24 protein-coding genes and 2 pseudogenes are annotated in these 22129 nt (G+C 59.6%); 11 read left to right on the top strand and 15 right to left on the bottom strand.

Going from position 1 to position 22129, the window contains the following annotated elements; all coding sequences use genetic code 11:
• Positions 1-25: 25 nt before the first annotated feature.
• Positions 26-196 (bottom strand): SDR family oxidoreductase, encoded by a 171-nt coding sequence (locus MMB74_RS10130; RefSeq protein WP_277428488.1) that lies wholly within the window; start codon positions 194-196, stop codon positions 26-28.
• A gap of 13 nt (positions 197-209) precedes the next feature.
• A complete protein-coding gene (locus MMB74_RS10125) occupies positions 210-944 on the bottom strand; it encodes an SDR family oxidoreductase (RefSeq protein ID WP_277428487.1) in 735 nt (244 codons plus the stop codon).
• A 103-nt stretch (positions 945-1047) separates the two neighbouring features.
• On the opposite strand from MMB74_RS10125, the gene MMB74_RS10120 reads away from it, so the two are divergent.
• On the top strand, positions 1048-1974 hold the full coding sequence (locus MMB74_RS10120) for a LysR family transcriptional regulator (RefSeq protein WP_277428486.1): 927 nt from the start codon (positions 1048-1050) through the stop codon (positions 1972-1974).
• Positions 1975-2111: 137 nt separating this feature from the next.
• Here the strand turns inward: MMB74_RS10120 and MMB74_RS10115 are convergent, their stop codons facing one another.
• The 7 genes from MMB74_RS10115 to MMB74_RS10085 all read right to left on the bottom strand — a co-directional run bounded on the left by MMB74_RS10115 (position 2112) and on the right by MMB74_RS10085 (position 8354).
• Complete coding sequence (locus MMB74_RS10115) at positions 2112-2849, bottom strand: HAD family hydrolase (protein WP_277428485.1); 738 nt, start codon at positions 2847-2849, stop codon at positions 2112-2114.
• Positions 2840-3319, bottom strand: coding sequence for a YbaK/prolyl-tRNA synthetase associated domain-containing protein (locus tag MMB74_RS10110; RefSeq protein WP_277428484.1), 480 nt, complete (start codon positions 3317-3319; stop codon positions 2840-2842). The genes MMB74_RS10115 and MMB74_RS10110 overlap by 10 nt, the downstream gene beginning before the upstream one ends.
• Positions 3316-4290, bottom strand: coding sequence for a threo-3-hydroxy-L-aspartate ammonia-lyase (locus MMB74_RS10105; RefSeq protein WP_277428483.1), 975 nt, complete (start codon positions 4288-4290; stop codon positions 3316-3318). Before MMB74_RS10105 ends, MMB74_RS10110 begins: the two co-directional genes overlap by 4 nt.
• 24 nt (positions 4291-4314) lie before the next feature.
• Complete coding sequence (locus MMB74_RS10100) at positions 4315-5286, bottom strand: ornithine cyclodeaminase family protein (protein ID WP_277428630.1); 972 nt, start codon at positions 5284-5286, stop codon at positions 4315-4317.
• A gap of 102 nt (positions 5287-5388) precedes the next feature.
• Positions 5389-6702 (bottom strand): dicarboxylate/amino acid:cation symporter, encoded by a 1314-nt coding sequence (locus MMB74_RS10095; protein WP_277428482.1) that lies wholly within the window; start codon positions 6700-6702, stop codon positions 5389-5391.
• 17 nt (positions 6703-6719) lie between these two features.
• The gene (locus tag MMB74_RS10090) at positions 6720-7142 is read right to left on the bottom strand and encodes a RidA family protein (protein ID WP_277428481.1); all 423 of its coding nucleotides are present in this window, start codon (positions 7140-7142) and stop codon (positions 6720-6722) included.
• A 99-nt stretch (positions 7143-7241) separates the two neighbouring features.
• Entirely contained in the window at positions 7242-8354 is a 1113-nt protein-coding gene (locus tag MMB74_RS10085; protein WP_277428480.1) for an asparaginase, read from the bottom strand.
• Between the two features lie 181 nt (positions 8355-8535).
• Between MMB74_RS10085 and MMB74_RS10080 the strand changes: the two genes are divergently transcribed.
• Both MMB74_RS10080 and MMB74_RS10075 read left to right on the top strand, forming a co-directional pair.
• Entirely contained in the window at positions 8536-9168 is a 633-nt protein-coding gene (locus MMB74_RS10080; protein ID WP_277428479.1) for a PAS domain-containing protein, read from the top strand.
• A 560-nt stretch (positions 9169-9728) separates the two neighbouring features.
• Positions 9729-9839: pseudogene (locus tag MMB74_RS10075) on the top strand (NAD(P)/FAD-dependent oxidoreductase); the annotation flags it as partial.
• A 9-nt stretch (positions 9840-9848) separates the two neighbouring features.
• On the opposite strand, the gene MMB74_RS10070 reads toward MMB74_RS10075, so the two are convergent.
• Entirely contained in the window at positions 9849-10862 is a 1014-nt protein-coding gene (locus tag MMB74_RS10070) for a methyltransferase (RefSeq protein WP_277428478.1), read from the bottom strand.
• A 295-nt stretch (positions 10863-11157) separates the two neighbouring features.
• Between MMB74_RS10070 and MMB74_RS10065 the strand changes: the two genes are divergently transcribed.
• The 4 genes from MMB74_RS10065 to MMB74_RS10050 all read left to right on the top strand — a co-directional run bounded on the left by MMB74_RS10065 (position 11158) and on the right by MMB74_RS10050 (position 13883).
• Positions 11158-11610 carry a DUF2000 domain-containing protein gene (locus MMB74_RS10065; protein WP_277428477.1) on the top strand — a complete coding sequence of 151 codons (453 nt, stop codon included), beginning with the start codon at positions 11158-11160 and terminating at the stop codon, positions 11608-11610.
• Positions 11607-12341 (top strand): enoyl-CoA hydratase-related protein, encoded by a 735-nt coding sequence (locus MMB74_RS10060; RefSeq protein ID WP_277428476.1) that lies wholly within the window; start codon positions 11607-11609, stop codon positions 12339-12341. Before MMB74_RS10065 ends, MMB74_RS10060 begins: the two co-directional genes overlap by 4 nt.
• Positions 12334-13056, top strand: a complete 723-nt coding sequence (locus MMB74_RS10055) for an NAD(P)H-dependent oxidoreductase (RefSeq protein WP_277428475.1) — start codon at positions 12334-12336, stop codon at positions 13054-13056. The genes MMB74_RS10060 and MMB74_RS10055 overlap by 8 nt, the downstream gene beginning before the upstream one ends.
• A 62-nt stretch (positions 13057-13118) precedes the next feature.
• On the top strand, positions 13119-13883 hold the full coding sequence (locus MMB74_RS10050) for an AraC family transcriptional regulator (RefSeq protein ID WP_277428474.1): 765 nt from the start codon (positions 13119-13121) through the stop codon (positions 13881-13883).
• On the opposite strand, the pseudogene MMB74_RS10045 reads toward MMB74_RS10050, so the two are convergent.
• A pseudogene (locus tag MMB74_RS10045) lies at positions 13880-14032 on the bottom strand (phosphohydrolase); the annotation flags it as partial. The gene MMB74_RS10050 and the pseudogene MMB74_RS10045 sit on opposite strands and share 4 nt — an antisense overlap.
• A gap of 102 nt (positions 14033-14134) precedes the next feature.
• Positions 14135-15049 (bottom strand): SDR family oxidoreductase, encoded by a 915-nt coding sequence (locus MMB74_RS10040; RefSeq protein ID WP_277428473.1) that lies wholly within the window; start codon positions 15047-15049, stop codon positions 14135-14137.
• Here MMB74_RS10040 and MMB74_RS10035 point away from each other — a divergent pair.
• Positions 15049-15942 carry a LysR family transcriptional regulator gene (locus MMB74_RS10035; protein ID WP_277428472.1) on the top strand — a complete coding sequence of 298 codons (894 nt, stop codon included), beginning with the start codon at positions 15049-15051 and terminating at the stop codon, positions 15940-15942. The genes MMB74_RS10040 and MMB74_RS10035 overlap by 1 nt on opposite strands.
• Positions 15943-16174: 232 nt before the next feature.
• Here MMB74_RS10035 and MMB74_RS10030 read toward each other — a convergent pair whose 3' ends face one another.
• Positions 16175-16654, bottom strand: coding sequence for an MFS transporter (locus tag MMB74_RS10030; protein ID WP_277428471.1), 480 nt, complete (start codon positions 16652-16654; stop codon positions 16175-16177).
• 336 nt (positions 16655-16990) lie between these two features.
• On the opposite strand from MMB74_RS10030, the gene MMB74_RS10025 reads away from it, so the two are divergent.
• Positions 16991-17893, top strand: coding sequence for a hypothetical protein (locus tag MMB74_RS10025; RefSeq protein ID WP_277428470.1), 903 nt, complete (start codon positions 16991-16993; stop codon positions 17891-17893).
• 151 nt (positions 17894-18044) lie between these two features.
• Here the strand turns inward: MMB74_RS10025 and MMB74_RS10020 are convergent, their stop codons facing one another.
• Together MMB74_RS10020 and MMB74_RS10015 are read right to left on the bottom strand one after the other, a co-directional pair.
• Positions 18045-18797 carry a hypothetical protein gene (locus tag MMB74_RS10020; RefSeq protein ID WP_277428629.1) on the bottom strand — a complete coding sequence of 251 codons (753 nt, stop codon included), beginning with the start codon at positions 18795-18797 and terminating at the stop codon, positions 18045-18047.
• A 447-nt stretch (positions 18798-19244) separates the two neighbouring features.
• The gene (locus MMB74_RS10015; RefSeq protein WP_277428469.1) at positions 19245-20144 is read right to left on the bottom strand and encodes a LysR family transcriptional regulator; all 900 of its coding nucleotides are present in this window, start codon (positions 20142-20144) and stop codon (positions 19245-19247) included.
• Positions 20145-20254: 110 nt separating this feature from the next.
• Here MMB74_RS10015 and MMB74_RS10010 point away from each other — a divergent pair, with 110 nt between their 5' ends.
• A complete protein-coding gene (locus MMB74_RS10010) occupies positions 20255-21589 on the top strand; it encodes a carboxymuconolactone decarboxylase family protein (protein ID WP_277428468.1) in 1335 nt (444 codons plus the stop codon).
• Complete coding sequence (locus MMB74_RS10005) at positions 21586-21891, top strand: Atu4866 domain-containing protein (protein ID WP_277428467.1); 306 nt, start codon at positions 21586-21588, stop codon at positions 21889-21891. Before MMB74_RS10010 ends, MMB74_RS10005 begins: the two co-directional genes overlap by 4 nt.
• Positions 21892-22129 lie beyond the last annotated feature (238 nt).

Below are 22129 nucleotides of genomic sequence, written 5' to 3'. Positions count from 1 at the left end.
TTCTCCTTCGGTTTTTTCGGCGTGGTCAGAGTTTGTAGCCGCCGCTCGCCTCGAGCGTCTGCCTAGTCACCCAATGACCCTCACCGGAAGCCAGGAACGCGACGACGGCGGCACTTTCCGAAGGCTCGCCAAAGCGTCCTAGCGCGATTTTGGCTTCGGGTAATGACAGCCGTTTTGCCTTTAGTGACTGTTTCATTTGATTTTTCTCCTCAGATTTGCGCCAAGCCACCGTCAACGGCGATTTCGCTCGCGGTCATGAAGCTGCTGTCCGGTGACGCGAGAAAGGCGGCCACCGCCCCGATTTCCGTGGGATCGGCCATGCGCTGGAGGGGCGTCATCGCACCGTAGGCCTTCTGACCCTCCTCTCCCAGCGCCTCTTTGGCGAGTTCGGTCGCCGTCGCCCCGGGCGACAGCACGTTTATCCGAATGCCGGTGCCCTTCAGATCCGCTGCCCAGGTCCGCGCGAGGTTGCGCACGGCCGCCTTGCTCGCGCTATAGGCAGTGAACCCCGGGGCACCCGTGGTGCCGGCGCTCGATCCGGTGAGGATGATCGAACCGCCCGCGCCCATCAGCGGCAACGCCTTTTGGACCGTGAAAATCGTGCCCTTCACATTGGTGTCGAAGGTTTCGTCAATGTGCTCGGCGGTGATCTGGCCGAGGGGAAGCGGGCTTCCCGCCCCGGCGTTGGCAAAGACGATGTCGAGCGTTCCGCGCTCGGCCTTCACCGCCGCGTAGAGTCGGTCGAGGTCGGCCAGATCGGAGACTGAGCCCTTCACCGCGCGGGCGTTAGGTCCGAGAGCGGCCACAGCGGCGTCGAGCGCTTCCTGCCGACGGCCGAAGACGAAGACGAAAGCGCCTTCCTCGATGAAGCGCTTTGCCGCGGCGAGGCCGATGCCGGTAGCGCCGCCGGTGATGACCGCGGTCTTTCCATTCAGCTTGTTCATGTCATGGATCCTTCGAAACAAAAGCGAGAAACCGATTGTGGGCCTCTTGATTAATGAATCCAATTGACTAAATATCTATCAATGCCATCTACTTTTTAGATATATGCTCGACAACGTCACCATCAATCAACTTCGGGCCTTCGTCGCCGTGTGTGATCAAGGGAGCTTTTCCGGGGCTGCCAGGGAGCTGAAGCGTGCACAGTCGGCGATCAGTCACGCCATCAATGCGCTCGAGAGTGCCTTTGATGTGCTGCTGTTCGAGCGCAACACACGCAGAGCAACGCTTACGGCCGCGGGCCGCAGCCTCCTGCCGGATGCACGCGGCGTGATCGCACGCACCGAGGAAATGAAGATGCGCGCGGTTGCGATTGCTGAAGCCGGGGTCCCACAGGTCTCGATTGCCGTGGATACCTATTTCCCGCGTGCGCACCTAATTGAATGCCTGCGCACTGTGCAGGCGGACTTTTCAACGGTTGCGATCAATTTGCGCATGACGACGATGCAGGGCGGCGAACGTTTGGTTCTCGAAGGCACGTGCGCATTGGCGGTGACGATCACGGACGTGCTGGAGCTGAGCCCAGGCGCCATAGAAAGGCAGCATTTATGTGATGCGCAAATGGTGACCGTCTGCGCGCCATCGCATCCGCTGGCCGCTATCGCGGGGCCGATCTCGCGGGAGGAATTTGGTCGACACATTCAGCTCGTCGTAACCGACAATCAGCCTGATGCGGAAAAGACGCAACAGGGGGTTGCCAGTGAACGGCAGTGGTGGGTGAATGACCTCGGCGCGAAGCACGATCTGCTCCGGGGAAGCTTGTGCTGGGGGCACATGCCTCGCCATATGGTTGAGGAAGACCTCGCGAAGGGAACGCTTGTCGAACTCCAACGGCGCGCATGGCACATGCGCCCGCTCACGTTCATGATCTCGCAGCGGCGCGGGTACTCGTTTTCCGAATGCGAGACACGGCTGGTTGAGCTCCTTGGCAATCGTCCGGCTTCGCAAAGGGAGGGAAGGCCAGGGCCCGCGTAACCCGCGGGTGCTCTGAGGGGGCTCGGAGACGCGGCGGTTCAAATTGTGAGGTGGGTAGGGCGGGGTTCGACCACTTTCGGCCACTCCCCATACACTGGAAGTTGTCACTTGAATAGCTGCTTCGCCACTGCAAGCCGTCATCGATCCTTTGCTGAATTGAGCAATGGCGGCCCACCCAATGCTCGGCACAGCATCGACAAGTCTTTGATCGTCAGATGCCAACGCGAATTCTCGCAGGTTGCGGCTTTCCCCTCGAAGAGACGTTTGCGAACGATCCATGCTGCCTGAAGGCCAGCATTCAACGATCCGAGAACATCGAGATCGAAATCATCACCTACGTGCAGTAACGCCTCCGGCTGTACCCCTACCGACTTCGCTGCTTCCAGAAAAATCCTGGGATCAGGTTTCGCATAACCAAACGTTGCGGCGCTCAGGTGCGTACCAAAGAAGGCCGCACAACCGGTGAGCCTTAAATCAGCGTTGCCGTTGGTCACAGCCACGAGCGGAAATCTGGGGTTAAGCCAGGTCAACGCTGGCCAAACGTCTTTGTAGAATTCGACTTTCTGCCGAGCGGAATAGAACACCGTATATGCGTCTTCAGCGAGAGCGACGTCTTCCCCGGCCAGTTTCAGGACACGCCGGATCGAGCCAAGCCGTAAGGCTTGGTAGTTGCCCGCCAGGTCCGGGCGCGAGCGTTCGTATTGATCGCGCAGCGCTCCAAGCGCTCGCCAGTTCGGCAGCGTTGCGCCCGTTCGCGGCGCGTGTTCGAGCAACCACGAGTGTAGGGCGACTTCGGCGCGCTCGACCGCCAGCCTGAATGGCCAAAGCGTGTCGTCCAGATCGAACGAGATGGCCGATACCTTGCTCAGGCGCATAGGGATTGCAGAAGCGGCTTGGCAATCCGCAAATAGTCGACCGAATCCAGAATAATCGACCGGTCGAGCCGTCCTGCATTAAAAGCGATCTCGCCAAAGCTTTCGACGAGATCAGGGTCAACGATCAGTTTGATGTTTGCCGAGAACGAGAAAGGAGGGATGGCACCAATGACGCACCCCGTCACTCGTTGCGCCTCTTCGGGCGACGCGAGCGTTGCTTTCTTGATCCCAGCAGCCTCAGCCATTCGTTTGAAGTCGAGTCTCCTGTCTCCCGGAAGAATCGCGAGGATCAGCGCGCGGTCGTCGTCTTTGCTCCTGCAAAGCATCGCCTTCGCACCTTGTCCGGGCGCGGTCCCGCGAATCGTTGCGACCAGGTCCGAGCGCCCCTCTGCAGGATGCTCGATGACACGGAATCGGGCCGCTTCGTCTTCGAACAAAGCAACCAGCTTATCAAACACGGTGGGCGTCATGCTTGAGCCGTCGAGAGCGTGCAGAACCGCTCAAGGTCGATGTTGCCGCCGCTGATCAGCACGCCGACGCGCTTGCCCTGGAGAGATTCCTTCATGTTCAGCGCGGCGGCCAGTCCGAGGCATCCCGTCGGTTCCACGAGCATCTTCATGCGAGCAGCGAAGAACTTCATTGCGCTCACCAGGTCGGCATCCGGTGCCGTCAGAATGTCGTTTACATCGCGTTTGATGATACCGAACGTGTAGTTTCCGAGATGCTGCGTCTGCGCTCCGTCCGCGATCGTCTTCGGCGTTTCGATATGAACGATTTCGCCGCTTCGGAACGATTGTTGACCGTCATTGCCAGCTTCCGGCTCAACGCCGTACAAAATGCATTGCGGCGCAAGCGCACGCGTCGATAACGCGCTACCCGACAGAAGGCCACCGCCGCCTAACGGCACGAACAGATAGTCGAGCGCACCAACGTCTTCGAAAAGCTCCTTTGCGGCAGTACCCTGTCCCGAAAGGATATCCGGGTGATCGTAGGGTGGGATCAGGGTGAGGCCGTATTCTTCGGCCAGACGCCGGCCAATTGCCTCCCGATCTTCCGCGTAGCGGTCGTACACAACTACGTTCGCCCCATATCCCTTCGTGGCTGCCACCTTCGCTGCAGGCGCATCGTGGGGCATCACGATCGTGGCAGGGATATTGAGAATCCTCGCTGAAAGGGCAATCCCCTGGGCATGGTTGCCCGAGGAGAACGCGACGACGCCGGCCTTGCGCTGCTCCGGCGAAAACTTCGAGAGCGCATTAAACGCCCCGCGGAATTTGAAGGCCCCCATCCGTTGGAAGTTCTCACACTTGAGGAAAACCTCGGCGCCGATCATTTCGTTTAGCGTGCGCGAGGTCTGAACCGGGGTGCGATGAGCAACGCCGGCGATTCGGGAGGCCGCGGCCTCCACGTCAGCGTAGGTGGGAAGCTCGAAAGTAGTCATGTCAGACTCGGAAATAGATTGGACTTACCACGGCCATGCGACGGACGTCCCGAGCTGCCTTTCCCTGGCGTGCTCGTAGAGAAACCGCGCAACTGTGAGGTCCTGCAAAGCAAGACCCGTCATATCAAACACAGTGATATCGCTCGGGGAACGCTTGAAGGATGTGGCGCCGGAAAGGAGTTCGCCGATTTCTGTGCACGGCAGCGACGGTGCCCACTGGTATTCGCCAATGGTGCGTGCTTGAACCTCATCGTCGACAAAAACACGCGCACGGTCCAACACGCCGTCGGGCAGTTCGCGCTTGCCCGCGGTGTCGGCGCCGACACAGGTGAGGTGGGTTCCCGCTTGAACCGCGTCGGTGTCGAACAGCGCGCCACCACCGGGCGTCGCAGTAATGACGACGTCGCTTGCGGCTACCGCCGCGTTTCGATCCGTCGCAACGCTGATGGTGCACAGATCCCGGAATCTAGCTTCGAAAGCAGGCTCTGCCTTGCCGGTGACGGTCACGTATTGGACCGTGCATTGCTGTTGCAATGACTTCAGCGTGTACTGAAGCTGGACGCTCGCCTGAACCCCGGTGCCGAAGATGCAGATCCGCGTACTTTCAGGGCGCGCGAGTTGTTGGAGCCCCAAAGCGCCAGCGGCACCGGTCCGCGCAGTCGTAATCGCATTGCCGTCTATGATGCAGAGCGGCCGGCCGCTCGAAGGGTCGAACAGCGCAACGGTCGCTTGATGAGGCTCCCCGCCGACGCCCCGGTTGCTCGGCCAGAATCCAGCCGCCTTAAAACCAAGAAGATTTTGGCTTGCTACATCGCCGGACTTGATGCCGAACACCCCACCTGTATGCAGCTTCTCGCGAACAACAGGGAATACCCGCCCGGCTCGCTGACTATGAAGAATAAATGCTTCCAGAACCGCAGCCATGACCTGGTCCGCGTGCAGAGCAGGTTCCACTACATCACGGTCGAGAAGGAGAAGCTTTGCATCTGCCGGCATGGTCGTACTCTTCCAATCGGATTTCATAAAATATACATTATGTCCATAAATGGACTGAATATCAATGTGGACGTGCCGTGCAATCCGAAGCGCCTTGATGGGTCACGATGAACGGGCATTTCCGTAATCGGGGACGGGTTCGGTACTTGTGCCTGGCGATCCTTGACCTTCTTCGTGCGTCCCAGCGGTCGACAGTTCACCTTCCCATTTCGCCACCACGGCACTGGCGATGCTGTTGCCTAGAACATTGGTTGCCGTGCGGCCCATGTCAAGAAACTGGTCAACCCCCATCACTAACAGCAAGCCAGCTTCGGGAAGATGGAACATTGGCAGGATCGCGGCGACCACAACCAGCGCACCTCGCGGAACCGCCGCCATCCCCTTGCTGCTGACCATGAGGATGAGAAGCATGGTTATTTGCGTGCCGATGGGCATATGCACGCCGTACGCCTGTGCGATGAACACCGCCGCGAACGCCTGGTAGACCATCGAGCCGTCGAGATTAAACGAGTAGCCTAGCGGCAACACGAAGCCGACGAGGCGTCGATGCACGCCGAACTCCGTCAGCTTTTCCGTCAACACCGGAAAGGCCGCTTCACTGCTCGCCGTCGAGAAGGCAATCATCATCGGCTCGCGGATCTTCTTCGCCAGTTCAGGCATACGGCGGCCCAGGGCAGCGTGGCCAGCGAAATAAAGCACCGTCCACAGTGCAAACAATGCCACGTAAAACCAGCCAATGAGCTTGCCGTAGGTAACGACGACGCCTAGGCCTTGCACGGTGACGACACCTGCGATGGCAGCAAAGATACCGACGGGCGCAAAGGCCATCACCGCGTTCGTCGCACGAAGCATTGTCTCCATCAGTCCATCGACTGCGCGCCTCAGGAAAACGCCATGTTCGCCGGGCACTTTTCCCAAGGCAATGCCGAAGAACAGCGAGAACACAAGGATCTGCATGATCTGGTTTCCCGCCATCGCTCCGGCAATGCTGCTCGGGACGATATGCGTCAGAAGGTCGTGAACATTCAACGCGCTCGTTCGTAGGTGGGTCGCAGCGTCCGCTGGCGGCAGCGGCATGTTGAGATTGGCGCCGGGTTTCGCGATGTTGACGAATAGCAGGCCGATGCTGAGCGAGACGAGGGACGCGACAATGAACCAGCCGAGCGCCTTCGCGCCAATCCGCCCTATCGATTTCCCGTTGTCCATGCCGGCAATGCCAGAGACGAGCGTCGCGAAGACCAGCGGTGCAATAATCATCTTGATCATGTTCAAGAAAATCGTCGTCACCATGCCGAAGTCGCCGGCAATTGCCTTGGCAGCGGCTTCGTCTGCCGCGTATCGATGGCAGGCGTAGCCTACGACGATGCCGAGAATCATGCCAACTATGATCCAATGGGACAGCTTCCACCTTTTCATGAGGGTATCTCCTTCGATCACTTTTGATTGCAGTTAGCCGGAGCCAAGGCGACGGCCTCTACCTCGACGGCTGACCCGTAATGCAACGATGCAGACTCCGCTACTGCCCGAGCCGGCTTGTGAGCCCCAATCCATTCCGCATAGAGTCGGTTGAAAATGGGCCAGTGCTCGATGTCCGAAACGAATACCCGTACCTGGACCAGATCGTCACGCGTGGCGCCAGCAGCCTTCAAAGTCGCGTCCACGTTGTGCAGCACCTGTCTGGTTTGCGCGTCAAACGGCGCGTCACTCAGCGGTTTTCCGCTGGGGTCGATCGGCAGTTGACCCGAGACAAATACAAATCCGTTCGCAATGCAGACGTGAGAGTAGTGGCCGGCCGGAGGAGCATTGTCGGGGGCGTTGGCGCACGTAATGGCAGTAGATTGGCCGTAGATGGACATTCATTGATCCTTGAGTGATGGACGTGTTAGCCGCGGCGAAAGACGCCTGCGCCAGGTCGGTAAGTCGCCAACGCAGGCGGTCCGCTAACCAGATGCGATTCAGTAGGTTGCCTGGAACGCTTCCTGAACTTTGTCCGGCGACGTCACACCGTTGCCGACTAGCAGTTGAGTAAGCACACGCGCCTTTTGAGGGTTCAAATCGTCGGAAACGACGAATCCATCCTTGTCGTCCGGCACCTCGACATTCCGGTTGACGAACCCGCTTCCCACACGCGTAGAACGGACTACCACGATGCCTTTGCGGGCCGCCGCCACCAGCGCATCCAGCGCGGCTTTCGACGCATTTCCATCGCCGACACCAGCGAGAACGATACCTTTCGCCCCGTGCTGGACAGCGTCCTGAATCTGAGCGGCGTCCATATCTGCATGTGCATACACGATGTCGACTCGCGGTAGCCCTCCGACTGGCAACGCCATCGCTTTTGCGTGGTTCACCGGCGCAGGCGAGAGGTATCGGATCGAGGCAGGATCGACATATCCGAGCGGCCCAGCAGTCGGACTCTGGAACGTATGGAGGGAGGTGGTGTTGGTCTTGGTCGCCCAACGCGGACTGCTGATCGTATCGTTCATCACCATCAACACGCCGCGATGAGCAGACTGAGGACTGGCGGCAACTTCGAGTGCCTCGTACAGGTTCATTGGACCATCTGCGCTGGTTGAACCGCCAGAACGCATAGAACCGACGAGAACAACTGGCTTGTCGGTTGAGAGAACGAGATCCAGGAAGAAGCCGGTTTCCTCCATCGTGTCTGTGCCGTGTGTAATAACAACGCCGTCAACTTCATTCTGCTCGACGGCCTGTTTGATCCGGTTCGCGAGCCGGTACCAGATCTTGTTGTTCATGTCCTGCGAGCCGACATTCGACATCTGCTCCGCTTTAATGGAAGCGAGCTTGTCGAGACCTGGAACGCCTGCGAGGAGTTGATCGCCGGTGACCCCGCCGGCGTTGTAGCCGATTGCCGAGCGCGGATCGGGGGTGCTTGCAATCGTGCCGCCCGTTGCCAGAACGAGAATCCTCGGCAGCCTATGCGGCGCGTTATCGCCGGGCTGCTGTGCATTGGCGCCGGTCACGAAGGCGCCCACTGCGAGTGCCAAAAGTGCCGCACGCAGACCTCTCGTCGAGGCCAACTGGCGTATGAGTTTTCCTTGCATTGCCTATCTCCTGATGACGTCTATTTGGGGACTGAGCCACACGCCAGCGAAGACGCTGACCAACTCACTATCTGGACGTATGGTCCATGTTTAGATGTTTTGTAGAAATAGGGGAATGCGAGGATTTCCCTCCCCGTATCAAGAGCCTGTACAATGTGAAAAAATGTAGATGAATAGTCCAATGGCAAAGCGCAAACTCACCAGCGAGCAGCAGACCATCCTCGATCAGGTCAAGCACATCGCAGCGGGATTGGGCGAAACTCTTGCGCCTTTTACGGAAGTGGTCGTGCACGACCTCCTTCATCCAAAAAACGCGATTCTTGCGATCCACAACAACCTGTCTGGGCGTCAGGTCGGTGACCCTGCGACCGAGCTTGGTTTGGCACGTATCGCCGATCCGGAGTACCCGCAGGTTCTGGCGAACTATGCGAATCGTTTCGCCGATGGCCGGCAGGCCAAGAGCACATCGATCGGCATAAAGGATTCGGAGGGGCAGTACGTTGCCGCTCTTTGCCTGAACGTGGATGTGACCCTATTCCGCAGCATCACTACCATGCTGGAGCAGTTTTCTGCGATCAATGCCGATGTAGCAAGGGAGTCGCTCGACCCATCGAGGGCGGAGTCCCTGCGTGAGCGAATCGATCGGTTCGCGGTTGGCTTGGCAACCACCCCGCAGGCGCTGCGCACTGACCAACGAAGGGCTATGATGCAAGCCCTTAGAGATGAGGGATACCTCGATATACGACGCTCGATGGAGACGATCGCCCAACATCTGGGCGTGTCGCGAGCGACTGTCTACAACGACGCGAAGTGAGAGAAGTGCCGCGATGTGCGGCATCTTTATCGTTTAGATCCCGCTCCGGGCCGCAGATGAACACAGGCCATATTGTGCGCATCCGATGGCGGTTCAGCTCTCCAAAGTGGCCGTAGGACGCGAAAACTCCAGAACGGCAGAAACGGGCCGGCGAGCGCTGTCCGCCCGTCGCCGAGCATCGACGGCCGTGGCGTTGGTCAGGGAGCGGCCAGGAAGGGACATTCGACATCGATGCCAGGATCGTAGACAATCGTGTCGACTATAAGGGTGCGAATGACTCGCGCCGGAGCCGAACCGATGAAAGAACATTGGCAACTGCTGCGCTACGGGAGACGATTTCGACCGTAACGCCGAAGTTCCGACTTCTCCTGCAAGCATCGCAATGATTACTTTCTCGGATTTTTTCGGCAGGACACCTTCGACTTCCAGAAGTGTCGCCGCAAGGTGGGGATTCACAGCCTATTCGACGAGACATTCGGGATGATCCTCTGAAACTAGATGCGAGAAAAGCGAAGGCTTTCTCCGAGGTATCCAATATCGAGCAAGCCGCTGAGCAAACGCCAATCGATGCACTGTTCGTGGGGCCGCGCACCCAGATGGCAAGTCCGCTTGCAAACCAACTCGGATGCGAATTCGACGAAGGTCCGCTAGGTCCCGTTATCCGCGTCGACGGTGAGTTTCTACTTGATTCCAATCACCATTGAATCGGGGCCGGTTAGAGGCTCGATGCGTACCTGTTTGAAGCCGACTTGCTGCATCCATTCGCGACACTGGGCGCCGGTATAGTCGAAACCGCCAGGTGTCTCGATGAGCATGTTCAGGCTCATAAGCAATCCAAATGCATTGCGCCTGCGGTCATCGTCGATTATCGCGTCGTAGACGATCAGGCAACCTCCTGAAGGTAGCGCCGCGAAGCATTTCGCGAGGAGTTCGAGCTTCTGCGCGAGGTCCCAGTCGTGAAGGATGTGACCCATCACGAGCACATCGGCCGTCGGACAGGGATCCTTGAAGAAGTCGCCTGGATGGAAATGCAGTCGTTCCTGTAGGCCTTGCGACTTTACGTACTCATCAAACACGGGGCCTACCACCGGCAGATCGAAGCTGCCGCCGCGCAGGTGGGGATGGGCGAGCGCGACCTGCACAGGTAAGGCACCTTGGGCCGCGCCGATGTCAATGAAGGTCTTGTAGTTTTGCCAGGGGAATCGTTGCGCAATTACCTTGGCCGTACCTAGGCTAACGCCGCTCATCGCCCGCAAGAAGCCCCGTAGTTGGTGTTCGTCGCGATACATCGCGTCGAAAGGGTTGCCGCCCCCTTTGGCCTCGTTCTGTGGCTGCCCGGTGCGAAGGGCTTCCGTCAAGGAACCCCAGAACAGGTATAGGCGCGCATTGGCCATTTCCAGTAATCCACCCACGTAGCTGGGCTTGGCCATGTCCAGAAAAAGGTCGGCGTCCGGGGTATTGCGGTATGTCCCGTCGTCGCGTTCTAGCAGATTCAACGCGACCAGCGCGTCGAGAAAATCCAAGGCCGCTCTCGGATGCAGTCCGATTGCCTCAGCAAGCCCTGCCGCAGCGTGCGGACCGGTCGCGAGGCGCGTGAACACACGGAGTTCGACGGCGGATAAGAGGGCTTTGGACGCCCAGAACCCCATGCCCAGCTGGAGTAGCCGTTCAGGGGAAGGTTCACCCTGGCGCATGTTCTCAGCGCCAGGGTCCTGTTGAACGGTGCTCGGCGTGCTGTCTATTATTGCCCCCCGGGGAACGCGCGAAGAAGCGCGAGAAAGGATCGTAAGCGAAGCGAAGTCTTTCGGGTGTTCGCCACCGTACAGACCAACTTCAATCCCACGGTCTATGCATCGCATCCCGACCGTCTCACCCCGGCCGAGGCAAGATAGGCAGCGTCTCACTTCGACGCGCTGCAAAATCGTCCAATACTTTTGGAAACGAAACCCATAGCATTCTCTCCACGGCTAGTTCTTCAGGAGAGAGGCAGTGTCATTGCAAACCGAAGCACGCACTTCGAACGATCCAGAGGCTACGCAAAAACCGGAGCGCTGTGTCATCGTCGTTGATGAATCGCTGCCGCCCGGTAAAGCGTCGAACGCGGCCGCAGTGGTGGCGTTCACGCTGGGCCAGCGTCATAGCCGTCTCGTGGGAGCCCCTTTACGGGAGCGCGACGGCACTGCGCACCCCGGGCTCATTCCTGTCGGCATTCCGGTGCTCAAGGCGACGTCACGTCAGTTGTGCGAGTTGCGCCAAAAGTCGCTCCCGCATTGCGATGTAGTGGACTTTCCCGTACAAGGACAGGCCACCACCGACTACGACGCGTTTCTCGACGCCGTCCTCGCACACCCTGGAGAATCGCTCCAATACCTAGCAGTCGGTCTGGTCGGACCGAGGAGCCGGATCGGCAAACTGGTTGGCGGCTTTTCGCTGTTTGCATGATGGAAGGAAAAATTACGTTGGAACTCAATGGCCAGATCTGGTCCATTGGGATCAACCGCCCCGACAAGCGGAACGCGCTCGATGGCGCGATGTTCGATGCGCTGGCGAATGCTCTGCTCCTCGCACAAAGCGACATTCGGGTGCATTGCGTGCTGCTGCACGGGGCCAGCGATAGCTTTTGCTCGGGCCACGACACCGCAGCGTTCGGGACGCTGTGGCCGCAGGCCGCCGACGGTGCGGTGAGGCGCTGCATCAATGCGTTCTCGGAGCAACTCAAGCCCCTGCTGGCGGCGGTCAATGGCGCGGCCGTGGGTTTCGGCGCCACGATGCTGCTACACGCCGACTGGGTGGTCGCTGGCGAGAGCGCGATGTTTCGATTTCCATTTGCCGATCTCGGCATCGTTCCCGAAGCGGGAGCAACGGCGTTGCTGGCCCGCCGAGTGGGGGATCTGACGGCACGCGACTGGTTGTTGAGCGGTCGCCCGATAGCAGCGGCAGAAGCTTTGCAACGTGGATTTGTTTCGCGCGTCGTACCGAACGCCAATGTCCGTGCAGCGGCAAACGAATACGCCCTGCGCCTCGCGGCCAAACCGCCGAGGGCGCTGCAGGCCGCGCGGCGCCTGTTGCAGGAGGGGGCCACTTTGCCGGTGCGCGAGGCGATCGAGAATGAACTCGTACATCTGAACACCTTCATCCCTGCTGTCACTTGGACATCGAGCGGCCATGGCTAAAGTTCACGTCGTCCACGCCCACCCGGAACCGCGCTCCTTCTGTACGGCAATGGCCCACGAGGCCCGATGCCTGATGGAGTTGCGCGGCGACGACGTGAGTTTTTCGGACTTGTACGCACTCAACTTCGACCCGGTGGTTCGCGCCAGCGAGTTCGCCGATCGCGCTAACGACGACTACCTTGTCTATGCATTGGAGCAACGCCACGCGCGCGAAAGCAATACGCTTGCGCCCGACATCCGGCGAGAGGTGGACGCGCTTCTCGCCAGTGACACGCTGCTGCTGGTGTTTCCGCTCTACTGGTTCTCGGTGCCCGCACTGATCAAGGGCTGGATCGACCGCTGCTTCCTGTCGGGCGCACTGTATGGCGGAAAACGCATTTACGGCCGCGGCGGCATGGTCGGCAAGCGCGCCGTGGTGGGCGTGACCCTGGGCGGCCGGGAGCACATGTTCGGTGAGCAAGGTATCCATGGCGAACTGGCGGGCGGCATGCTGCGCCATCTGCTGCAAGGCACATTGGGATATGTTGGCTATGAAGTACTCGAGCCGTTCTTTGCCTGGCACGTCCCGTACTGCTCCGACGAGCAGCGGTCGGACACCCTGATGCGCTGGCGCGACTTTATCAATCGGCTCGACGAACAACCGCGTATTCCGATGCCACGGCTCGAGGAATATGATGACGTGTTCCGACCTCTTCCACGGTCCGTCCGATCATGAAAGCTACAGCGCAGACGCGTTCGGTCAAGCTCTGGCGCGCGCCAGACGTCATGGACGCCGTCATGCTCAAGGGCCAGTTCGTCGGCCACCGGTATCCCCCGCACGCACACGATACGCATTGCCTTGCAGTGATTACCGGCGGGGCTCTGGCAGTCGAGGTTCGGGACCAGCGGCGCATATGCCGCCGCGGCGATGTAATCGTCATCGATGCGGACGTGGTGCATTCCGGTGTCGCTGCAGGAGACGGCCAGTGGAAGATGCGCGTCGAACACGTGCGGCCTGCGGCGCTGGCCAACTACTGTGACCGGCTCGGCATTGCCCGGCGCGAGCGATTCGAACTCGAGAGCCCGTTTATCGTCGACGCCGAACTGTCGAGGTACCTCTACGGCGTGAACTGGTGTTCCGAGGTGAACGACGATGCCTTCAAACGCAGTGAAGCCCTAGCCTGCGCAGTCGTGAGTTTGTGTGGGCGGCACGCAAGCCGCTTCGTCGACCTGCCCGTGGTGCACAGGGAGCCCGCTCTGGTACGGGCGGTAAAGAGCCGTTTGCGCGAGGACTTGCTTGCGCGGGTGACCTTGTCGACGCTTGCATCGGAGTTTGCCGTCACTCCGTTCGTGCTGCTGCGCGCCTTTGTGCGCGAGGCAGGACTGAGCCCACATGCCTTTCAGCAGCAAGAGCGCGTACGTCATGCGATGCAGATGCTGCGCGAGGGCAGGCCCATTTCCGAGGTCGGCGCGCGAACCGGCTTTGCGGACCAGTCGCACTTCACGCGCGTGTTCAAGCAACAAACCGGCGTGACACCGAAGGTCTATCAGGGCGCTTTTTAAACGGCCTTGTCATGATCGCGACAACTGCATTCGGCGCCGTGTGCATGTCCGCGCCGATCGTTCCAAGCGGAGCCGAGAATGATCTCGCAAAAGTTCAACCGCTTATAGGTCGGGTCGCGCAGCGCGAGCACGTCGGCCTTCACGTTGCCGAGATAGCTGCCCGTCTGCTAGACGTCGGAACGGAACACGCGACCGGGACCCGGACCGCTATCAACCCATTCCGACGATTCAATCTCATTGAATGTCGGGCCTCAAACCTGGCCGATGCCACCGTCGCACATCAGGTCCGCACCCGTGACGTACGCGCTTTGACCGGATGCTAGGAACACCGCCGCGTTGGCGATCTCCTCGGGTTGCGCGAGCCGGCCGATGGGGATCATCTTGAGGTACATGTCCACCAGAGACTGACGCTGCTCTGCATTCGTCACCTGAGAGTCGAGCATCGGGGTGTCGGTTACGCCCGGGCTCAGCGTGTTCACTCGAATGCCGCGATTCTTGAATTCCGCAGCCCAGGTGCGCGCATACGAACGCAAAGCCGCCTTCGTTGCTGCGTAAGTCGTGTGGCCAGGAATCCCCATCACGTGCATGGCCGACGAGACCAGAATGATCGATCCGCCTTTCGTCATGAGCGGCAAGAGTGTCTGCACCAAAAAAACGGGACTACGGGCGTTGAGGTTGAACGTCTTGTCGAAATGCTCCGGGGTGAGTGTGTCGATCGAAGCCTGCTCGACTAACGCTGCGTTCGACACGACGATGTCGACGAAACCCTTTTCGGCACTGACCGCCGAGGCGACGCGTTCGAGGTCGCGCAGATCCGTCGCGTCGGCCTGGATGGCCGTGACATTGCGTCCGATCCGCTGGGTGGCCGCGTCGAGTTGGGCCTGCCGGCGCCCGAAGATGAACACGTGTGCGCCTTCGGCGACATACCGCTGCGCAATCGCGAGACCGATGCCGGTCGTGCCGCCGCTGATGACAGCGACCTTGCCTGCTAGAGAAACCATTGAAACCTTCCGTTCGTTCGTGAATGACGGAAAGAATCGTAATTGCCCGTGCGGCGAATGATAATCGAGCGAATTTTCATAACATCTATTCCCAGATAGAATCAATCGAACTTCAACCCTCATCACTCGATCGCGAAAGCCGGTCGATTTCGCCAGGAACTGCAATGGACCGGTTTGACGAACTCAGCGCTTTTATCGCCGTTGTCGAAGCAGGAGGGTTTTCGGCGGCGGCGCGCAGAACCGGTGTCTCGCAGTCCGCGATCAGCAAGGCGGTTGGTTCGCTCGAGAGACGCCTCGGCGTCATGCTGTTGAACCGGAGTACACGGAGTGTCACGCTGACGGATCAGGGGCAGCGCTATTACGATCGTACGAAGCCGCTCGTCGACGAGTTCGACGAAGTCGACGGCGAGATGACGAGCAGCACGCTGAACGTCACGGGCCCGATCAGGATTGCGACGCCTTCTACCTTTGGCCGCCTGCACGTTCTTCCGCTCATACCCGACCTCCTGTCATTGAACCCCGGACTTCAGGTCGATCTCGTTCTTTCGGACTTTGTGCGGGACATGGTGGAAGACCGGATCGATCTTGCAATTCGGGTGGGCCGCGTGGACGATGCAGACGCGGTCGTCAAGCGCGTGGCAAGCACTCGCCTGGTTTGCGTGGGGTCCCGCCGTTATTTCGAGCGCTATGGAATACCGAAGACCCCTGCCGAACTCGTCGATCACAATTGCCTTGTGTATAGCGGCCTTTCGGAATCGGCCGTCAGTTGGCCATTCACTGGCCCGGCCGGTAAGTTCAGCGTGGCCGTTCGTGGCAACCTGTCCTCAAACAGTATCGAAACGATTCGGGCAGGCGTGGTGGCGGGTGTCGGTATTGGTCTTTTCACTCAGGCTTCGCTTACCGACGAACTTGGGCATCCCGACATCACCACAGTTCTCGACGATTTTTTGAATGAGGTCAGAGACGTCAGCCTCGTCTGGCCACAACGCCGGTATGTGCCGGTACGCGTCAGAAGGGTGACTGAGTTTTTTTCCACCGCCCTTGCTCAGCGGGTTTAGGCGTCCGTGCTGGTGCCTTTATACCGATACTGGAACGTCGCTTCCACCTTGACAGGGGACAATCGGGTGCCTAACGAGGTCGCCCGGCCATGGGCCACTGCGGGCATCCGGGCCCGACTAGTGTCGCAGCATTACCGGGATCACATCCGTCAGGCAACATGCTTCGCGCAATAGGCAATAGTTCGCTTCAACGCCAGCTATGGGATTCGCGAAACAGGGGCAAGGTCCATTGTCAACCGATCGAAACGCCGGAGAACACCAGCGCCGTGGCGCGACCGATCGATTCGGGCGGCACCAGTCGCCTGGTCACCGCGGCGCCGATGGCCCAGAAGCCGCCAATACTTATTCCCAGCAGAACACGCCCAGCCAGCAACGTGGAAAGCGTGGCGGCCGAGGCGACAATCAGATCGGAAGCGATCAGCAGCGCGCTCGTCAGCCAAAGCAACCAACGCCGGTCAAGACGCCGTGAGGCGAGAAGCAACGCGGGTGCGGCGAATGCTGCCCCCAGTCCTGGAATGGTGACCGTCAGGCCCACATTGCCCTCAGCGGCACTCACGCCGGCCGCGATCTTCGGAAGAAGTCCGATCGGCATAAGCTCGCTCGTGACGAGCGCGAATGTACCGAACGAAACCGCGACGACTGAAAGCCAGCCCCGGGTCGACGCGTTAGACGGACTATTGTCGTTGTGGCTGCTGACCGAAGAGCCATCCATATTTCCGTCCTTTTTTAGCGATGTGTGGACTCCATGATCAGATCCTCGACGGTCAGTGCATCCCGTTCCTTGCTTTTCAATCGCGGATACCGTTCGACTGTACGTTTTGCAATCGCCACAGAGGCCGCAGGGGCGCGCTCTTCTACCAAGCATCTGTTCGCGCCTGCGGGAGCCGAATTACAGTCAGATTCTCATGGTCGGCTCGACGAATCGCCGGTCGATCTGTATTGTCTCTGTCTACGGATGAGTGCGCCAAATGCCCGGAAACAAGGATCGCTCCGGCCAGACGGTGTCAGGCAAATATCGGGAATTTTTCCGAGACTATACGGAGGTATCATGATTTTACGGGGCGATGTGTTGTTTCGGCAGGGTGATTTTCACCATACGATGATCGTAACGGACCCAAAGTGTTATGGCGATGTTTCCGCGCTCACAAAGCCTAACGCAGATCAAAGCATTGAGGTCATTCACGCTGCCTCGATTGACACAGCTGTCTATCGCGAATTGATCGATATTCCGAAATCCGAAGCTAAAAATAACACATTCACATTTTACCGGCCAGTAGCACCGTCCTTGAGGAACGCCGTCGCTTATGCGAGCCTGTGGGCCTTTTATCGAGCGCCGGGGGGAAAGGTCACCCGGGCTGGCACAAAGGTGCCATTGACAAGGTATTCATACGATCAGCTTCTAGAGTCGGGCGCGGATAGGAGTCGCTATTCCGGTGCACAGGCCGCTCGTCATTCTGACCAAGCTCCGCCGTTCGAATTCGATGCTCTGTATCGGGCCTTCAAATGGGCTAGCCGAATGCGGTCGGCATTCAGTGAAAATCGAGGAACCACGTGTTGCGCATTCATCACGGCTTGCTTTCAAGCGTCGGTGATCGATCACTATATGGATGGAAGTTACGCGAAGGTTAGCAAGGGGCTGGAATTGCTAACCGAGCTACGCGGCGAGAAACTGCCGAAAGAAAAACTCGAGGGAGAATGGGTCGAATCTGGTCCTAAAAAGAAGAAAATCGCTTTGGGCGCTCTGCGGGAGTTTTCCAATCCAGGCGGTTTTTCCAGCCGCTTCGACGTAAATGATTACTGCAAATTCGTCACCAAGGAGATCCTTGGCAGGGAAATGACGGTCGAGGATATGTTCCCGTCCGCGCTGTGGGTCGACGCGAAGTTCAACTACAGCAAGAACTTCGAGCGAATGCTCGCTGCGCCAAACAGCGGCTTCAAAAGGATTCTATGACTCGGGTCCTCTTACCCGTAACCGGGGTTCACGAACGGCTTGTAGGGCGATCTGAGAGGTCGATTTTTCGCGAGGTTGTCCGGCGGCACGAGAGAATGAGTTTTTCAACAGAATCGGCCATACATCGTCAGTGACAATGACGCCCGCACCGTCAGATTTGGCCTTCACTCGCCGTCAGGCGGGGGGCATGCCGTTCCTGATCGGCAACCCGGTACCAGCGACCAGATTCCGGGCACACAGCAGCCGGCGCGCCGTTCAACAAGACCTGCTCTTCATCCCGTTGCAGCGAGGCCGAAGTGTCGATATCGAATGCCACCTCGAGCGCGCGCGCGACATGGGCGTCTTCAATCGGAAGCTCCCACGTCAGGAATATCTGGATGCAATCCTGGTCTGGCCCGAAGTCGGCCATACTAAAACTGCTGCTGCGTCGTTGAATGACGCCATGAGGGTGGCCAGTATCGAATATCACGGCTGTTCCCCGAGTCAGAGGAATGTGAAGGCCTGTAGAGGGAAAGTGCAAGTCCAGCCCCTTGTCCTCGCTCAGGAAGAGATTGCAAAAGGCCGCACCGCCATATTGGGCACCGTCATGGTGGTACCTCGCGCCGCGACAGGCCATCAGGGCCACGTCACTGGAGGCAAGTACGTTGGACAGTCCAAGCGCGCCCGTCCAGTCGGACATTGCCTGCACGCAGCGCTTGTAGTCGGGCCAGCGCGCTTGCGTTCGTGCCAAAGGCATCACCTCGACGTCCCCGGGTTCCAGGACGAGCCGCGACGACGTCTCCCTATCCCAATCCGCAAGTATGCGTGCAGACGGCACAGGCACGTCGACCGTGCCTGATAAAACGATGTCGCTCACGCGTCGACTGCGGATGGCATCGCCGCTCCAAAACCAGGACGTCAGAATGTCTCGCACTCGGTACTTCCGAAGGGGGACTCAACGGGGTAATTGTAACGATTCAACGGGGATCATTTCGGCGCAAATCGGCGACGACACGTCGTCCTCCGAGACCGCCCGGCGAACCTTCGTACGACGGCCCCACCTTCGGAAGCGGACATCTGGCTTCCATCAGGGCGACCGGCCGCTTGGGGGCGGCCCGGAAATTCGGGCCATCTCGGCGACACGCGATGGTCCGCGGGCTCCGCATTTCCGGCCTCGGCCAGTTCCGGACACTCGATCGCTGGGTGAACTTCACCGCGAAGCAGACGTTCGCGAGAGCTCTCTCTACTCGCTATAAGCGCTCGGCGCACAAGCACACAACGTCTTCCTTATCCGGCACACGGTTTTCCTAGGCGGTCCACTAGGCGCCGTCCCAGCGCCAGAAGCGCCACAGGACGAACCGCACGGCCCTGGCTATTCCATGCCCGGAGGGGGCAAGGCCGTTTTGCTCCGCACGATGCGTAACAACGCATCCAACTCTGATGCGTGTTGCGCATTCCTGTAGGCGAGGCCAAATCCGATCCAGAATTCCCTTTCCTTGAGCGGCCTGAAAGTCGCACCGGCGCGCCGCACCTTCGTCATCGACTTCGGTACGAAGCCAATGCCCCGTCCGTTTGCCACTTCGGCCAGCAGGAGGTGGTGATCCGCCGGTTCCGTCAGTCTGCGGCTCGGCGTATGTCCGAGCTTCGCGAACACTTCCTCGTAGTGATCGAAGAATCCGGGATTTGTTCGGCGCTGCGGCCAGAACAGGGGTTGGTCATTCAACTGCGCGATCGACAGGACTTTGTGCCGCGCGAGCGGATGCTGTGCGGGGATTACCGCGACCAGCGGCTCTTTGTGCAGCGGTTCAACCACCAGCTCCCCTGTTGCGCTGGGCAGTCCGATCAAGGCGACATCGAGCGCGCCACGCCGCAGGCGCCGGACGAGCTCGACGGAAATGGCGGCAACGAAAACCAGCGACCCGCCAGGAACCGCTTTCTTGAAGGCAGGCTCGAGGGAAGGAAAGACCTCCGGGTCGAAGACCTTGGTATAACCGACCCTGAGCTGCCGGGGCGTTCCTTTTGAATGCCGTCGTGCGGTTTCGATCGCCTCTGCGGCTTGAAGCAGCGTCTTCCTGGCCCCCTTCAAGAATGCGCTGCCCGCCGTCGTAAGTTCCGCGCCCGCCGAATCGCGATTGAGCAATGTCACCCCGAGTTCGCTCTCGAGCTGTTTGATCTGGCGGCTTAGAGGCGGTTGTGACATGTGCAGTCGTTCGGCCGCGGCGCGGAAGGTGCCTTCCTCCGCCACTGCGACGAAGCATTCCAGTTGGCGCAAATCGATTCGTATCCTCATGCAGAAAAGGTATCACGAATTTGGTCTTGGCCCGTTGCATCTTCCTGCCCGTATGCTCCGTTCCGCTGACTTCGATAAGGAGCAAATCAGACATGGATACGTACAAGCGCAGGGACTCACAGATGAATGGATCTACGGCTCAGACAGGCATGACGGCCCTCTTGGGCGCTTCCGCTGGCGGAACTGGTGCAGACCGTTTTTCTCGGGGTATCGAGGTGCTGAAGAGGATTGGTGGCGCGGGCTACGATATCCCAGTCAACCGTCTGGCGCAGGTTGCCCCGGATTTGGCACGATTCACGGTCGAATTTGCCTATGGAGACATCCTGTCGCGGCCGGGGCTGGACCTGCGCCTTCGCCAGATCGCCACCGTTGCCGCGCTGATGGCCCATGGCAGCGTGCAACCGCAGCTGAAATATCACATGACCGGCTTCCTCAATGCCGGCGGCGAGCCGGCAGAACTGGTCGAAATGCTGTTCCAGGCGATTGCCATCCTGGGGTTTCCGGTCTCGATCAACGCCGTGGTCATCGTTCGCGAGATCTTTCGGGAGCGGCGTCTGGTTTTCGATCCGATAGCCCCGGTGTCCGACGATGGCACTGCGCGATATCAGCGGGGTCTCGAGGTGCTCGACGACTTGATGGCCAATCCGGAGGAGTACATGGAAAGGCTGGAAAGCACTTCGCCCGAGCTCTCCCGCTGGTCGGTCGAGTTCGCGTTCGGTGAGATCTTCACTCGCGAGGGACTCAATCCAAAGGCAAGACAGATCGCGATCATCTCGATGCTCGCGGCAGCCGGCAATCGCAGCGATCTGCTCGGCCTTCATATCGAAGCCGGGCTCAAGTCGGGCCTGTCCCGCACCGAGATCACCGAAGCCCTGATGCAACTGGCCGTCTATGCCGGGTTCCCGAGCGCTCTCAATGCCTTTGGGGTTGCGGACGCCGTTTTCGCGAAGCCGGAGCAGAAAGAGAAAGAAGGGGCAGGCGGCTGGGTAAGCGCGAATGCAATCGTCTCCGAAACTCGCAAGACTCGCAGCGAACGCGGATTGGCGACGCTCGCCAAGACTTCTGCCCAGGCGGGCGAGGCCGTGGTCAACAGCTTCAACGACCTAGCCCCAGATATCGGCCGCGCGATCGTCGAGCACTCTTACGGCGACATCTTCAGCCGTGCCGGAATCGACGGGAAGACGCGCGAGCTTGCCGCGTGCTCGGCGCTCGCCGCGGTGGGAAGCAAAGCGACGGAGACGCCGCTGCGTGTCCATGTGAATGCGGCGCTGACGGCGGGCGCGACGCAGGCGGAAATCATCGAAACGCTGCTAAACGTCCTTCCCTATCGCGGATATCCCGCAGTCGAGGAAAGCATGCGTGTGGTCGGCGAGGAATTCAGAAAGCGCGGCGATCACACCCAAAAAGCGGGGGGAGACCGGCAATGAATGCCACGCACTTTCGGACACGCAGCCGGGCCGACGGCAGTACGACCGGTGACTTCACGCGCATATCAGAGGAGGCGGAGGCATTGAAACCGCATCGCTTCACAGGAATGCGGGTGACCGGCGACGGCCATATTCGTCACGAACTACTTCCGAACGGCCGCTATGACGAACAGCGGGGCAAGCGCAAGAGCGCGTATCAAGGCCGCTATACGATCAGCGGCAATTACATCGACTACGTCGACGACACCGGATTTACCGCGGAGGGCGACTTCGTGATGGGGCGCTTCATCACGCCGGGATGATCCTGTATCGGGAACAGAGCTAGCGGGCGTACGCGCCGCCTACTGGTTGTAGAAGACTGAAGTAGACGCTCAAATTGCCTGAATGTCGGCTTTGCCCCGATTCGATGCCCGGTTCTGGGAGCGGTCTACGTCGGCTTCGGTTCGAGGTCTGCCGCGCGGACGTCGCCGGCTCGTCCGCATGGCACGACGGCGTCGTGTGGCGCAGTCCGGCCAAAAGGAGACGATCGACAGCGGTGGC

Origin of the sequence: Trinickia sp. Y13 (assembly GCF_029522115.1) — a bacterium.
In the GTDB taxonomy this organism is placed as follows: domain Bacteria; phylum Pseudomonadota; class Gammaproteobacteria; order Burkholderiales; family Burkholderiaceae; genus Trinickia.
Note: the sequence above shows the minus strand (reverse complement) of the source record. Positions and strands in the feature narration are given on the sequence as shown.